Origin of the sequence: Novosphingobium kalidii (assembly GCF_040534015.1) — a bacterium.
GTDB lineage: Bacteria > Pseudomonadota > Alphaproteobacteria > Sphingomonadales > Sphingomonadaceae > Novosphingobium > Novosphingobium kalidii.
In genome coordinates this window covers 1-13,434 of sequence record NZ_JBEWLY010000018.1, presented here as the reverse complement: position 1 = coordinate 13,434, position 13,434 = coordinate 1, and the positions used below count along the sequence as shown (strand labels likewise).

Below are 13,434 nucleotides of genomic sequence, written 5' to 3'. Positions count from 1 at the left end.
GCCGCGCCTATTGTCTTGAGGGAAAGGCGGAAAAACGAAGCGATGGGGGAAGTTACCTGTGACTTGGCGCCGGGCTTACAATGTGATCGGCGAGTGGTGCGGCCAACGTGACGCTCATTCGCTGTTTCGCATTCCTTGTTGCACTGGCCCTGTTCAACACGGCCTCGTTCCCGGCATGGGCCGGGGAGGCGAGCTTAGCTGAGCCCTCGCCGATCGAGGTGCATGGAAATCGGTTCAGGGATGACTATCCGCTGGGCCGGCTTGGCGATGCGGTCCGCCCGACAGCATATCGGCTCGACTTGACCATCGATCCATCAAGCTCCCGCTTTTCGGGCGAAGTGGAAATCGACGTCTCTCTTGCGCAGGCGACGTCCACCATTTTTCTTCATGGCCGCGAGCTGAACGTTCGTCGCCTCGCCGTCCGTGTGGCGGACCGGGTGATCGAGGGCGCCTGGGCGCAACTGGACGAGCACGGAGCCGCTCGTATCACGTTGCCGGAAGCGTTGCCTGCCGGCCCTGCGACGCTCCTCTTCAAGTACGACGCCCCGATCTCCAATGCCGCGGCGGGCATGTTCCGCGTGGAAGTCGATGGAGCGTGGTACAGCTGGACCCAGTTCCAATCGACAGACGCGCGGGCCGCGATTCCAAGCTTCGATGAGCCGGCTTTCAAAACTCCGTTTGCAGTGACGCTGCGGACCCCTGCAGGTCTGACAGCGATCGCGAACGCACCCGAGTTGTCGATGACGCGAGAAGGTGGTTTGGACGTCCACCGCTTCGACGTGACAGCGCCACTGCCGACGTATCTCGTCGCCATGATGGTTGGTCCTTTCGCCGTGCTGGAAAGTGCGGTGGAGCCCACGCTTCAACGGCCTGAGCCGCTGCCGCTGCGCATCGTCTCGACGCAGCAGAATGCAGGCCGGCTCGATTATGCACGAAAGAACACAGCGGAAATCATCCGGCTGCTGGAGAACTGGTTTGGCGAACCTTTCCCTTACCCCAAGCTGGATCAGGTAACGACGCCCATACTGCCGGGAGCAATGGAGAACGCCGGCGCCGCACTCTATCGCGACGGGCTCCTGGTGATGGACGCCAAGGCGCCGCTCGCCCAGCAAATGGAGTTCGGCCGGGTCGTCTCGCACGAGATGGCACACCAGTGGTTCGGCAATCTCGTCACGCCGGAGTGGTGGGACGATCTTTGGCTGAACGAAAGTTTCGCGAACGTTATGGGTTACCTCATCGGGCAGGCATGGCGACCCGATCTCGACATCTGGTCGGGCATGCACGACGAGGGCTTCGTCGCCATGGACATCGATGCCCTCACCGCGGGGCGCGCTGTACGCCAGCCCATTGAAACGACTGCGGAGATCGACAGCGCATTCGATCGCATCACTTACGGCAAAGGCGGCCACGTTCTGGCGATGATCGGTGCCTACCTTGGAGAGGAGCGATTTAAGGCCGGCGTCCGCAGCTTCATCGCGGCGCACCGACACGGCACTGCCACTAGCGATGATTTCTTTGCAGCCTTGTCCGATGCCGCGGACGATGACCGCATCGTTCCCGCCCTGCGCAGTTTCGTTCACCAGCAGGGAGTGCCGCTCCTGGTGATTGACCGGGAAGGGGACCAGTACCGGATCACGCAAACCCCCTATGCCCCACTCGGGGTTGCATCATCCGAGACCGCTTGGCTGATTCCGATCTGCGTCCGTAGGGGCAGGGAAAGCCTGTGCCAGATGCTCGAGAACCGCTCGATGACGATTGAGATTGCTGGAAGCGGTCCGTTGGTTCCGAACGCCTGGGGTGCCGGCTACTACCGCTTCGAACTGGCCCCGCGTCACTGGGATGCGCTTATCGACGGGGCGAGTAACTTGTCGGGTGGAGAGGCTCTGTCGGTGGCGAATTCTCTTTATGCCTCCGTACTCGCGGGGCGAGGGACGGTGGCAGAGCTCGCGCGGCTATCCGGCAACCTCAAAAATCACGCCGACAGTCGAGCCGCCTTCGCCGCCGACGCAGCGCTCAGCAAGCTGGTGCGCAAGGGGCTGGTGGATGCCGAGGGCAGGAGGGCCTGGGTTAGCTTTCGACAGCGGCTCTATGCCCCGATGCTTCGGCGCTACGGCTTCGACCCGAGCGCCGGAGCCTATGCCGAAGAGCATCCCGCGCAGACACGATGGCGAACGGCTTTGGTCGCGGTGTTGCTGGGCACGCCGCGCGGGAGGAAACTGCGTGGGCAGCTACAGGATGCAGCGGAGAAGTACCTGCGTGGTGATCGCGCGGCGCTTGACCAGGCATGGCTGGATCAGGCTCTTGATCTGCACATCGTCGGGGTAGGCGAGACGGCTGCACGACAGCTGGTGGACCAAGCCCTTGCATCGGAAGATCCGGTATTCCGCCCTGCAGCTCTCGTGGCTGCCGCGCGGAGTAGCAAGCCGGCGGTCGCAGCTTGGCTCCTCAACATGGAGGATGCACGTCTGCGCGCGAGTGAGCGGTTGGACATTCTCGATGGCGTGATGGCCCGAAGCGCCACGCGCGATCTCGGGTACGACTGGATATTGAGCCACCTCGACACGCTTCTCGCAGGCAGCGACGGCCCCTTTTTCGCAACCCGGGTTGCCACCGCCCTAGGGCAGTTCTGCTCTACAGAGCGGGCCGAGCAGATGTCGCGCAACTTGCGACCGCGTTTTGCCGACACGGCCGCTGCGCTCCAGCTGGAGCGTTCCATCGAGCAAGCACACAACTGCGGCGTTCTTGCCCATGAGTTCGGTGGCGCCATCAGTGAAGAGTTCGCCAGGCTCAACTAAGTGGCAGCACGATCTTCGCTGTAAGACCCTCGACTTGTCCTTCCGAGGTTCGCCGGTTGACCAGCACGAGTGCGCCGCCGTGCTGTTTCGCGATTGCGCGGGCGAGGGCAAGCCCCAGCCCGGCACCCCCGGTTTCTGTATTGCGGGACGGATCGCCCCGGGTGAAAGCTTGCATCATCGTTTGAAGCGAGCCTTCAGGAATACCCGGCCCGTCGTCGTCGATGCGGATGACGACCTTATCGGCTTCTCTTTGCATGGAGACCCTTGCAGACGCGCCGTAACGGAGCGCGTTGCCGATGAGATTACGAAGAGCGCGCCGCAGCCACGTTGCACGCGCCTCAAGCACGGTGCGCTCGGTGGTGCCGAGTTCGACGGGCTCTCCCATGTCCTCGTACTCCTCCACCACCGCGGCGACGAGGGCGGAAAGCTCTGTTCGTTCGACTGGATCGGTAGGCCGACCAACCCGTGCCAGCGAGAGAATGTCGTCCAGAGTGCGGACAATGTCTTCGATGGTTGAAGCCATCCTGGCGCGCTCGCGCTCGTCTTCTACCGACTCGATCCGCACCCGAAGCGCGGCCAACGGAGTCTTGAGATCGTGCCCGATTGCGCCGAGCATGACGTCCTTTTCGTCCAACAAGCTGGATATCCGCCACTCCATGGCGTTCAAGGCGATGATCAGCCGACGCACGTCCGCGGGGCCCATTGGCGCGATCTGCCCGGAGGGATCCTGCGTCGCAGCGAAGTGAGCCACCTGCCTCGTCAGCGCATCAAGCGGACGCGTGATCCGGCGCAGGATGAGTGCCACGACACCCACGAGCACGATGTAGATTATCAATGTCTGCACCAGCAGCGGCTTGATCATGGCGTAGGTCGAGGGTGGAGCTCTCACGCGTGCAACCATCCAGCTGCTTGCATGGGGCAAGCGCACGCCTGCCACGTACAGGTCGGTGGCCAAAGCGCGGTTGCGGGCGGCAGGCGGCATCCCGAGCCTGTCGGTCCGGCGCTCTATTGCGAAGCGCGCATAGGGGTCTGCGGCGACCGGGCGCCGCACTACGACCACTTCAGCAGGTTGAAAGTCCTGGGCAACAAGGATCTCGCGCAGTTTATCCTCTGCATACTCGTCCCGGCGCTCGCTCTCGCGCAGCGGCGAGGTGCGGCTTGTCTCTACGGCGAAGCGGTGCAGGCGATCAGAAAAAAAGTCGTCGGATCCTGTCCGCCGACGACGGTGCATGCGCTCACCGCCGCGTGCTTCCGCGATCAGGCGGAAGGCGAGGGCGTTCACCTTTTCCGCCTGAAATCCTTCATGCTGCGCGCGATAGATGAGTGCCGCGCCGAGGCCCTGAACCAGCAGTAGCGCTGCCGCAACGGCGAGCAGCATTTGTCCTACAAGGCTGCTCGGCGGTAAAGTCATACGTCCTCGTTCAGCACGATGCGCTTCACGTCGGTGGCAAGCATGTAGCCGCCTCCCCACACAGTCTGAATCATTTGCGGATTCCGGCTATCGACCTCGACCTTGCGCCGAAGCCGGCTCACTTGGTTGTCGACCGCCCTGTCGAATAGATGGGCCTCCCGGCCCTGCACCATGTCCAGCAAACGATCTCGATCGAGCACTTGGCGCGGGTGCTCGAGAAATGCCAGAAGCAGGCGGAATTCGGCGGACGAGATAGCCACGACCGCGCCCTCCGGATCGCTGAGGCGGCGCTTGAGAGGGTCTAGCCGCCAGCCTTCGAACTCGAAGACTTCGTTTTCCGCGATGGGAATAGCGGCACGGGTGGCACGGCGCAGGACGCTACGAATGCGGGCGACGAGTTCGCGCGGTTCGAAGGGTTTGACGACATAATCATCCGCTCCGATCTCCAGACCAACAATGCGGTCAGTCGCCTCTCCCTTGGCAGTGAGCAGGATCACTGGAATATCCTGACTCTCGACCAGGTGACGACACAATGACAGACCATCTTCTCCCGGCATCATGATGTCGAGCAAGACGATCTGTGGCTTGTCCTCACGAAGCCGGCTCCGCGCCTCTGCGGCCGTGGCTGCTGCTGTCACGAGGAACCCCTGGCGAGTGAGGTACTCCGCCAGGGGCTCTCGCAGCGTCGCCTCGTCATCGACGAGGAGCACCTTGAGTGACGCGGTTTCGTTCATACTGGGCACGCCTCCGCGTAGTGTCGTCAGTTCTGGGGCTGTTGGGCGCGCTTCTGCTGCCACTTGGCCTTCATCTGTTCGCGCATCGCCTGCTGCTCCTCAGAGGTCACCTGGCCGTCCTTGTTGGTGTCTGCGGCATCGAAGTGCGCGAGAGCGACGGTGGTGAGCTCGGCTTGAGTAATCACACCGTCCTTGTTGCTGTCGGCCATCCTGGCCATGCCCATCATGCCGCCATGATGGCCACCGTGACGCATGCCGCCACGCCAATCACCCTTGGAACCGCGCTGGCCGCGATCATGGGCCATCGACCCATCCTTGTACGCAGCGTGCTTGTCGCGGCCAGTGTCGGCCATGAACTCCTCACGTGAGATCTGCCCGTCCTTGTTGGCGTCGAGACGATCGAACTTCGCGGTCTTCATCTGCTGCCGGCGTTGTTCGTGGTCGAGCTGGTCCAGCTTGCCGTCCCTGTTGGCATCAAGGCGGGTGAACATGGTGGCGGCGGCGCTCTGCGCTTCGCTGCGTGTGATCACGCCATCGCCATTCGTATCGACCATGGCCTGGCCGCTACCCGGTGCTGCAAAAGCGCTGCCGGCGACGGCCAGAGCGGCCATGGAAAGGCCGATCATGTACTTTTTCATTGTCATAACTCCAATCCAGCTCCCGAAGGATGAGGAAAGTCACGCCCGGAGCGAAAGGAGATCATGGGCGTCACTTCTGAAACCCATTTAGTCCTTCATTGTCGCGCGGTTATGCCGAGGACGCGGAAAACTGTCGCCATTTGTAACAAGGCAACTACTTGGTTCATGCGGCCGCAACTTCATCGGCGAGGTGCTGAATCTCTAGCTGGGCGTTATGGCGGCTACCGCGCATTCCTCAGCCGAGGGCGCGGCAACGCTCTTCCAGCCATGCTCGGTCCTCATCATGAAGCTGGGGCCCGATTACCTCGAGAACCCGAGCATGATAGGCGTTCCACCAGGCGATCTCTTCGGACGTGAGCAGCGACAGGTCCACCATGCGACTGTCGATGGGCACCAGCGTCAGCGTCTCGAAGCCGAAGTAGTCATCCTCTGCGCCGGGGATTTCTCGCGGCTCCACCAGTACCAGGTTCTCGATGCGGATGCCGTACTCGCCCGTCTTGTAGTAGCCGGGCTCGTTGGAGAGGAACATTCCGGCCAGCAGTTCCTGGTCGGTACCGGCTTGTCCTCCCGCGGACTTGGCGATGCGCTGCGGCCCTTCGTGGACCGATAAGAAGCTGCCGACGCCGTGGCCGGTGCCGTGAGCGTAATCGAGCCCTGCCTGCCACAAAAACTGACGCGCGAGGATATCGAGCTGGTGACCGGCGGTGCCGCGCGGGAATACAGCGCGGGCGAGCGCAATGTGCCCCTTGAGCACGCGGGTGAACCGGTCCTTCACCTCGGCTGAGGGATCGCCGGGGCCGATCCAGACAGTTCGGGTGATGTCGGTCGTGCCGTCCGGGTACTGTCCGCCCGAGTCGACCAGATAGACGCTGCCCGGCTCAAGCGTCCGACTGGTCTCTTCGCTGACGCGGTAATGCACGACTGCGCCATTGGGGCCTGCGCCCGAAATGGTGTCGAACGACAGATCGCGCAGATCACCGCACTCCTTGCGGAACGTGTGGAGCGCATCGGCGGCCGACAATTCGGTGACGGTGCCCTGAGGGCCTTCCTGCTCCAGCCAATGAAGAAACCTTGTCACTGCCGCACCGTCGCGCGCTTGCGCGTCGCGGTGCCCTTGCTGCTCGACCGGGTTTTTGACTGCCTTGGGCAGCACAGTAGGATCACGCGTCTCGACAATGCCGGCGCCAGCCTGCTCCAGCGTTGCGAAGATCGCTTCGACTGCCCGTTCAGGGTCAACCGCAATGCGTTTCCCGTGGAGATCCTGCAGCGCAGGAACGAAGGCATCGCGCGGCATGATTCGCACGGCATTGCCGAGGTGGCGGCTCAGCTCGGGGGTGACCTTTTCCTCAGCGATGAAAAGCTCGGCCGTGCCATCGGCATGGGCAAGCACATAGGACAGCGCGACGGGAGTACGCTCCACATCCTCCCCCCTGATGTTGAGCAGCCAGGCGATCGAATCGAGAGCCGAGATGACAGCCGCATCGAGATTCTGCTCAACCAGCCAGGCCGACAGCGCCTCGCGCTTCGCCTGGCTCGACTTGCCGGCGAACGCGTCGTCGTGAACGAGCGCGGGAGCTGGGGAGGGCTGGGGGCGATCTTCCCAGACCGCGTCGATCGGATTGCTCTCCACGGCAACGAGGGACCCGCCGTTTGCCTCCAGCGCCCGCCGGGCTGTTGCTGCCCACCCTTTGCTGTGCAGCCAGGCGTCGTAGCCGATACGCGCCCCTTGCGGAGCGTGTGCCCCTAGCCACTGAGCGACACTCGTCTGCGGCACGTTCTCGTAGGTGTAGAGGCGACCGTCCACCTGATCTCGCACCTGCAGGGTGTAACGTCCATCGACGAACATTGCCGCTGCGGGATTGCGCGCCGCCTCTGTCAGCACCACGGCAGTGCCCGCCGAGCCGCCAAAGCCGGTAAGCCACGCGAGCCGCTGGGCGTAGGCGCCCACATACTCGCTCATATGTTCGTCAGAGATCGGGATCACGAAGCCGTCCAGGCTCTGGCGGTCGAGTTCCTTGCGCAAGGCATCAAGCCGCGCTTCGTGTGTGTTCATCAGCATGGAAGGCTTGTCCGGGTTGCGGCTGTCATGGAGCGACCATAGATGCGGGACATGGCAACTTCCACCCAGACCCTTTCCGGTCCACCGCGCGCGGCAAAGAAACCGCAGATTTCCACTCACCACGGCATCGAAGTCGGTGACGATTATGGATGGCTGCGTGATCCCGGGTACCCGGAAGTGAGCGACAAGGAGGTTCTGGCGCACCTGGAGGCGGAGAATGCCTGGTTCGAGTCGCGAATGGAGCCGCACAAGCCTCTGGTCGACAAGTTGTTCAAGGAGATGCGGGCCCGCATCAAGGAAGCGGACAAGTCCGTACCGCAGAAGGATGGTGACTGGTACTACTGGATCGAGTTCGAGGAGGGCGCTGAATACAAGAAGTGGTGGCGCCGGCCCGTCGTCGGCGGAGCCGACGAACTGATCCTCGACGAAGTGGCGCTGGCGGATGGCAAGGAATACTTTCGCCTCGGCGCGATCTCGGTGAGTAAGAGCGGGCGGCTGCTCGCATACTCCGTCGACGACAACGGCTCCGAGCGTTTCACAGCGCGCGTGAAGGACCTTACTACTGGTGAACTGCTGCCGGACGAGATTCCCGGCACGCTTTCCAGCCTGGTATGGGTGGCTGAGGACACCGGACTCGTCTACTCGCTCGCCAACGAGCAGTGGCGTACCGACAACGCACGGCTGCACAAGCTGGGCACCCCCACGACTGAGGACGTGGAGCTGTATCACGAGGACGACGAGGGGTTCCGCGTCGGCTCCTCGCTGTCGGCCAACGAGCAGTGGCTGATTATCGGCGCCAGCGATCATGAGACCAGCGAAGTGCGACTGGTCCGGGCCGACGATCCGCTGGGCGAGCAGAGACTTGTTCGCCCGCGGGAGAAGGGCGTTGAGTATGACGTCGATGAGCGGGATGGCGTCCTCTACGTGCACGCCAACGACGCGCACGAGAACTTCCGTCTTGCCACAGCTCCGCTCGACCATCCCGGCGAATGGATGACGCTGATCGAGGGATCGGACGCGTTCTATCTTACCGGCTTCGAGCTGTTCCGCGACTTCTACGTAGTCGAGGGACGCCGCGCGGGGCTCGATACGATCGAAGTGCGCTACTACGACGATGCCTCGCGCGTTGAACCGATCGCCTTCCCCGAAGCGAGCTACAGTGCCGGCTTGGGGGACAATCCCGAATGGGACATGCAGATCCTGCGCCTATCGTACGAGTCGATGGTGAGTCCATCTACGGTCTACGACTACTCGGTGGCGGACCGGAGCCTCACCACCTTGAAGGTGCAGGAGATTCCCTCCGGCTATGATGCCTCCCTCTATGTGACTGAGAGGCTGGAGATCCCCGCACGAGACGGTACTCCGATCCCTGTAAGCGTCGTCATGCGCAAAGACCGCAAGGCCGGCGGCCCTCTGCACCTTTACGGTTATGGCGCTTACGGTATCTCGATTGATCCCGGCTTCTCCACGACGCGGCTTAGCCTCGTCGATCGCGGCTTTGCGTATGCGATCGCCCATATTCGCGGCGGAGACGATCTTGGTCGCGCCTGGTACAAAGCGGGCAAGCTGGAGCGGCGGACCAACACCTTCAACGATTTCGTCGATGCGGCGAAGGGTCTCGTGGCGCGTGGCTACACCGAAGCCGGCCGGATCAGCATCTCGGGCGGCTCTGCCGGCGGCGAGCTGATGGGCGCTGTGGTCAACTCCGACCCGGAGCTGTTCGGAGCGGTTGTCGCGCACGTGCCGTTCGTCGACGTGCTGAACACGATGCTCGATGCCTCGCTGCCGCTGACACCGGGCGAGTGGCCTGAGTGGGGCAACCCGACCGAGGACCGAACGGCCTTCGAACTGATCCGCAGCTACAGCCCCTACGATCAGGTTTGCGCCCAGGCCTATCCGCCGCTGATGGTGACGGCCGGGCTCAACGATCCGCGCGTAACATATTGGGAGCCGGCGAAGTGGGTCGCCAGGCTGCGTGAGCTCAAGACGGACGACAACGAGCTGATCCTCAAGACCAACATGGGCGCGGGCCATGGCGGCAAGTCCGGTCGTTTCGAGAGCTTGCAGGAAACGGCGGAGGAATTCGCCTTCATCCTGTGGCAGCTGGGCGTGGACGGGTGAGCCGCTTCACGCTCACGTTCGACGCGCTGCCTGAGCACATCGACCGTATGGGCCACGTTAACAACGCGGTCTGGGTGCAGTGGATGGAAGCCCTCGCCACCGCGCACTGGGAGGCCGTCGCCGCGCCCGAGGACCAGGCTGCCTACGCCTGGCTCGTGGTGCGGCACGAGATCGACTATCGCGGCAACATCCGGGAGGGTGAGAGCGCCCAGGCCACCACCTGGGTTGAAGCCCCACCTGAAGGCGCCCGCTTCGAACGCCGTTATGAATTCCGTAATCCGGCAGGCAAAGTAATCGTAACCGCTCGCACGCAATGGGCCATGCTCGACATCGCAGCGGGCCGGATCATGCGTGTGCCGCCGGAGCTGGCGGACAGGTTTTTGTCGCGATGAAGTTGGGTGGACTGTAAGGGCGGCTCCCGTCGACCTTGCAGAGATTAGACTTGGCCCGTAGGTCTGTCAGACGGCAAGCGGGGCGGGCTCATAATCAAAGAAGTGGCATCTAGGGCGGGAATCACAGCACTAGTAGTCTCGTTTATCTACATGTTTACAAAAAAGTCGAACAGAAGGTAGTACTTAACAATACGAGACGCCGACCGGTTTCTGCTAACATCAGCTAAGCTATATGCGGTAATCAGAAGCCGACCCCCACAAATGTCGCCGGCTAGGTAGGCAACCCAAATAATACTAAGCGTTTGCGCAGCGTATCTTGCTGTTTTCCACTCTGAGCGGCAAGTCCGGGAAGGAGCCATCGTCGGCGGGGCATCTCCCGATGAGTTCCTTTAGAGAAGGCCGCATTAACCGCTCACACCTCAGTTATCGCCGTTCAGCGAAGTGGCAGTTGAGCGAGGGTTTGCCGTTCGACCTCAAGCAGCGTGAGTTACAATGCCGGGGCGCCTGAACTAGGGTAGTTGCTGTCATATTCGTCAGTTTCAGCGCGCATTGTGTCGCTTCTGCCAAGCGATCTTTTCCGAGAGCTCGGCTACATCGTCTTCAGCAGCGGCGCTCCGCGGCATTGAACAATGGAGCCACATCATGGCGACGATCACCACGACGGACGGCACCGAGATTTTCTACAAGGATTGCGGCAGCAAGGATGCGCAGCCCATCGTGTTCCACCATGGCTGGCCGCTATCAAGCGACGACTGGGACAACCAGATGCTGTTCTTCCTGGGCCAAGGATATCGGGTGATCGCCCACGATCGGCGCGGGCATGGCCGATCAAGCCAGACGGACGCAGGCAACGAGATGAACACATATGCCGCGGACGTGATAGAACTGGCCGAGGCGTTGGACCTGAAGAATGCGGTGCACGTCGGACACTCGACCGGCGGCGGTGAAGTGGCCCGCTACGTAGCGCGCGTCGCCGCGGGCCGGGGGGCGAAAGCGGTGCTGCTCGGTGCGGTGGCACCGATGATGATGCGTTCGGATACCAACCCTGCAGGGCTGCCGCCTGAACTGTTCGATGGCTTCCGCGCGTCGCTGATCGCCAACCGCGCTGAATTCTACCGCGAGATTGCATCGGGGCCGTTCTATGGCTTCAATCGGGTGGGCGCGGAGGTAAGTCAGGGGCTGATTGACAACTGGTCTCGCCAAGGACTGATGGGCGGCGCGAAAGCGCAGTATGACTGCATCACCGCGTTCTCGGCGACCGACTTTACCGAGGATCTCAGGGCGATCAACGTGCCCGTGCTCGTGATGCACGGTACCGACGATCAGCTCGTGCCTTTCGCAAACCATGCCCCGCGATCGGTAGAGCTGCTCAAGAACGGAACGCTGAAAGCCTATGAGGGGCTTTCGCATGGGATGGCAGCCACCCACACCGAGGTGATCAATGCCGATCTGTTAGCGTTCGTGCGCAGCTGATCGTCTCGGCAACAGGGGGGGCGGCGTGAACTCCGCTCCCTGTTGTCGCCGTCCTGCAGTCATCAGCCCTGCGCCTCTGCGACAGCTGCCCCGACGTCCGACGCAACCCCAAAGCGCCTCCTATATTCGGCGGGGGCAAGGCCAGCGACGCGGTGGAAAATCTTGCGGAAGGCCGAGGTGTCGCCATACCCGACCTGCCAAGCGATCTGGTCAACGGGAGTTCGGGTGAGCTCCAGCGCTTCCCGAGCCTTTGCGACACGGATCTGCTGCGCGTATTCGGTGGGCCTGAAGCCGGTAGCCTGTTTGAACCGTCGCAAAAACGTACGCTCTTCCAAGCTAGCGCGCTTGGCGAGCGCTGCCACGGATATCTCCCTGGCTCCGGTCGCCTGCATCCAATGCTGGATAGCGAGGATAGCGGCATCTCCATGTCCGAGCTTTGGAACGAACTGTCCATAAGGGCGCTGCGCGCGTCCGGGCGGATCTATCAGAAGGAAGCGCGCCGTGTTGAGCATCACGCTAGTCTCTAGAAGGCGCTCAACAAGCGTGAGCCCGAGATCGGTCAAAGCCAGGATGCCTCCTGCGGTGATGATGTCGCCATCGTCGATGACCATCCGATCAACATCCACCTGCACGGCAGGGTAGCGGGAGGCCAGTGCCTCGGCAAAAGCCCAGTGCGTGGTTGCCGCCCGATTTTGTAACAGTCCGGTCTCTGCAAGGACGAATGCGCCTGCGCCTGCGCAGACCGAGCAAAGCGTGGTCCCCCTCTGATGCAAGCGCACCATCCAATCGGAAAAGGCCGTCATCTTCTGCATGCGATCGGGGACGACTAAGCTCGGTGGAGTGATGACGTGCGTGAGCGCATGCTCCTCCTCGGGACGCGTATCGAAGGTGCAAACGATGTCCTGGGCCTTCCTGCCGCCATTGGCTGACGCGTATCTCCGGGGCGCTGGCAGGAGCGGCCGAACATGCGACATCGTTGGCGATGCGGAGAAGATCGATCAGCCCGTAGATCGAGGAAAGCTGGCAATCCGGATATTGCACCAGTCCAATCTCACCGCGCGCGCGGGCCGTTGTGCTCATGTCAGTTCTATCCCGCAATATGTCGGCTCCGGCTAACGCCGCCGCCCGGTTCGCCCCCTATACTCCTCACCTAAGAAGGTGCCGGGTCAAAGCGGCTCAACCAGAAGGATCCGAGCATGTACATGAAGTTCGCAGCCGCCGCCGCCATTGCATTCATGTTAGGGCAGCGTAGCCACGGCTCAACAAGCAGGCGTCAAGCGCACGGATTTGCAACGACAGGATCTATCATTCAAAGGCATAGAAACCGTTCAGGCCCGTATAGACATCGCGCCTGGTGTCACGGCGCCTTGGCATCATCACCCCGGCGAGGAGGTGATCTACGTCCTCGAGGGCACGTTGGAATATGAGCTCGAAGGCAAGAGCGCGGTGACTCTGCGGTCGGGGGATGTTCTGTTCGTTCCCTCAGGCGTGGCCCACAAGGCGCACAACCCCGGCACGACGAACGGCGCCGAGCTCGCTACCTACATAGTCGAGAAGGGCAAGCCGCTCGTGGTGCCCCTCGCTCACATGGAGAAGCACTGACGATCGCAAGCTAGTAGCGCCGCGGGGACGCCATCACCGCAGAGCCACAGGGCTGCTCACGGGGAGCACTTCGGTTTGCGCTGAAAAAGCGGCGCAGCATTGACCGCTATCGCCCGAGGCTGTGTAAAAACGCGAGGCTGTGCTAGAGTTTTCCCGCATTTGCGGGAGGCTTTGGAATGGGCCGTTTCGTTCAAGGGGAAGACCGCCGG

11 protein-coding genes are annotated in these 13,434 nt (G+C 62.3%); 6 read left to right on the top strand and 5 right to left on the bottom strand.

The genetic code is table 11. The features are described from left to right. The first annotated feature begins 107 nt into the window (after positions 1-107). Positions 108-2,795 carry a M1 family metallopeptidase gene (locus tag ABVV53_RS11525; RefSeq protein ID WP_353984573.1) on the top strand — a complete coding sequence of 896 codons (2,688 nt, stop codon included), beginning with the start codon at positions 108-110 and terminating at the stop codon, positions 2,793-2,795. Here ABVV53_RS11525 and ABVV53_RS11520 read toward each other — a convergent pair. From ABVV53_RS11520 to ABVV53_RS11505, 4 genes are all read right to left on the bottom strand, one after another. Then, positions 2,788-4,206 (bottom strand): ATP-binding protein, encoded by a 1,419-nt coding sequence (locus ABVV53_RS11520; RefSeq protein WP_353984572.1) that lies wholly within the window; start codon positions 4,204-4,206, stop codon positions 2,788-2,790. The two genes, ABVV53_RS11525 and ABVV53_RS11520, sit on opposite strands and share 8 nt — an antisense overlap. Continuing rightward, complete coding sequence (locus ABVV53_RS11515) at positions 4,203-4,940, bottom strand: response regulator (protein ID WP_353984571.1); 738 nt, start codon at positions 4,938-4,940, stop codon at positions 4,203-4,205. Before ABVV53_RS11515 ends, ABVV53_RS11520 begins: the two co-directional genes overlap by 4 nt. Before the next feature lie 26 nt (positions 4,941-4,966). Continuing rightward, entirely contained in the window at positions 4,967-5,578 is a 612-nt protein-coding gene (locus tag ABVV53_RS11510; RefSeq protein ID WP_353984570.1) for an EF-hand domain-containing protein, read from the bottom strand. Between the two features lie 235 nt (positions 5,579-5,813). Next, positions 5,814-7,637: an aminopeptidase P family protein gene (locus ABVV53_RS11505; RefSeq protein ID WP_353984569.1), complete on the bottom strand. Its 1,824-nt coding sequence runs from the start codon at positions 7,635-7,637 to the stop codon at positions 5,814-5,816. A 42-nt stretch (positions 7,638-7,679) separates the two neighbouring features. Here ABVV53_RS11505 and ABVV53_RS11500 point away from each other — a divergent pair, with 42 nt between their 5' ends. The 3 genes from ABVV53_RS11500 to ABVV53_RS11490 all read left to right on the top strand — a co-directional run bounded on the left by ABVV53_RS11500 (position 7,680) and on the right by ABVV53_RS11490 (position 11,623). After that, positions 7,680-9,758: a S9 family peptidase gene (locus tag ABVV53_RS11500; protein WP_353984568.1), complete on the top strand. Its 2,079-nt coding sequence runs from the start codon at positions 7,680-7,682 to the stop codon at positions 9,756-9,758. Continuing rightward, positions 9,755-10,150, top strand: coding sequence for an acyl-CoA thioesterase (locus ABVV53_RS11495; protein ID WP_353984567.1), 396 nt, complete (start codon positions 9,755-9,757; stop codon positions 10,148-10,150). The genes ABVV53_RS11500 and ABVV53_RS11495 overlap by 4 nt, the downstream gene beginning before the upstream one ends. A 642-nt stretch (positions 10,151-10,792) precedes the next feature. After that, positions 10,793-11,623: an alpha/beta fold hydrolase gene (locus tag ABVV53_RS11490; RefSeq protein WP_353984566.1), complete on the top strand. Its 831-nt coding sequence runs from the start codon at positions 10,793-10,795 to the stop codon at positions 11,621-11,623. 62 nt (positions 11,624-11,685) lie between these two features. On the opposite strand, the gene ABVV53_RS11485 is transcribed toward ABVV53_RS11490, so the two are convergent. Then, positions 11,686-12,396: a GlxA family transcriptional regulator gene (locus ABVV53_RS11485; protein WP_353984565.1), complete on the bottom strand. Its 711-nt coding sequence runs from the start codon at positions 12,394-12,396 to the stop codon at positions 11,686-11,688. 124 nt (positions 12,397-12,520) lie between these two features. On the opposite strand from ABVV53_RS11485, the gene ABVV53_RS11480 reads away from it, so the two are divergent. Next, positions 12,521-12,739, top strand: a complete 219-nt coding sequence (locus ABVV53_RS11480) for a hypothetical protein (RefSeq protein ID WP_353984564.1) — start codon at positions 12,521-12,523, stop codon at positions 12,737-12,739. Positions 12,740-12,910: 171 nt separating this feature from the next. Continuing rightward, a complete protein-coding gene (locus tag ABVV53_RS11475; protein WP_353984563.1) occupies positions 12,911-13,225 on the top strand; it encodes a cupin domain-containing protein in 315 nt (104 codons plus the stop codon). The last annotated feature ends 209 nt before the right edge of the window (positions 13,226-13,434 follow it).

Excerpts from the sequence above, each read along its gene's own strand:
- ABVV53_RS11500 (WP_353984568.1), top strand. The coding sequence starts at position 7,680 with ATGCGGGACATGGCAACTTCCACCCAGACCCTTTCCGGTCCACCGCGC.
- ABVV53_RS11480 (WP_353984564.1), top strand. The coding sequence starts at position 12,521 with ATGTCCTGGGCCTTCCTGCCGCCATTGGCTGACGCGTATCTCCGGGGC.
- ABVV53_RS11505 (WP_353984569.1), bottom strand. The coding sequence starts at position 7,637 with ATGCTGATGAACACACACGAAGCGCGGCTTGATGCCTTGCGCAAGGAA.
- ABVV53_RS11490 (WP_353984566.1), top strand. The coding sequence starts at position 10,793 with ATGGCGACGATCACCACGACGGACGGCACCGAGATTTTCTACAAGGAT.
- ABVV53_RS11520 (WP_353984572.1), bottom strand. The coding sequence starts at position 4,206 with ATGACTTTACCGCCGAGCAGCCTTGTAGGACAAATGCTGCTCGCCGTT.
- ABVV53_RS11515 (WP_353984571.1), bottom strand. The coding sequence starts at position 4,940 with ATGAACGAAACCGCGTCACTCAAGGTGCTCCTCGTCGATGACGAGGCG.
- ABVV53_RS11510 (WP_353984570.1), bottom strand. The coding sequence starts at position 5,578 with ATGAAAAAGTACATGATCGGCCTTTCCATGGCCGCTCTGGCCGTCGCC.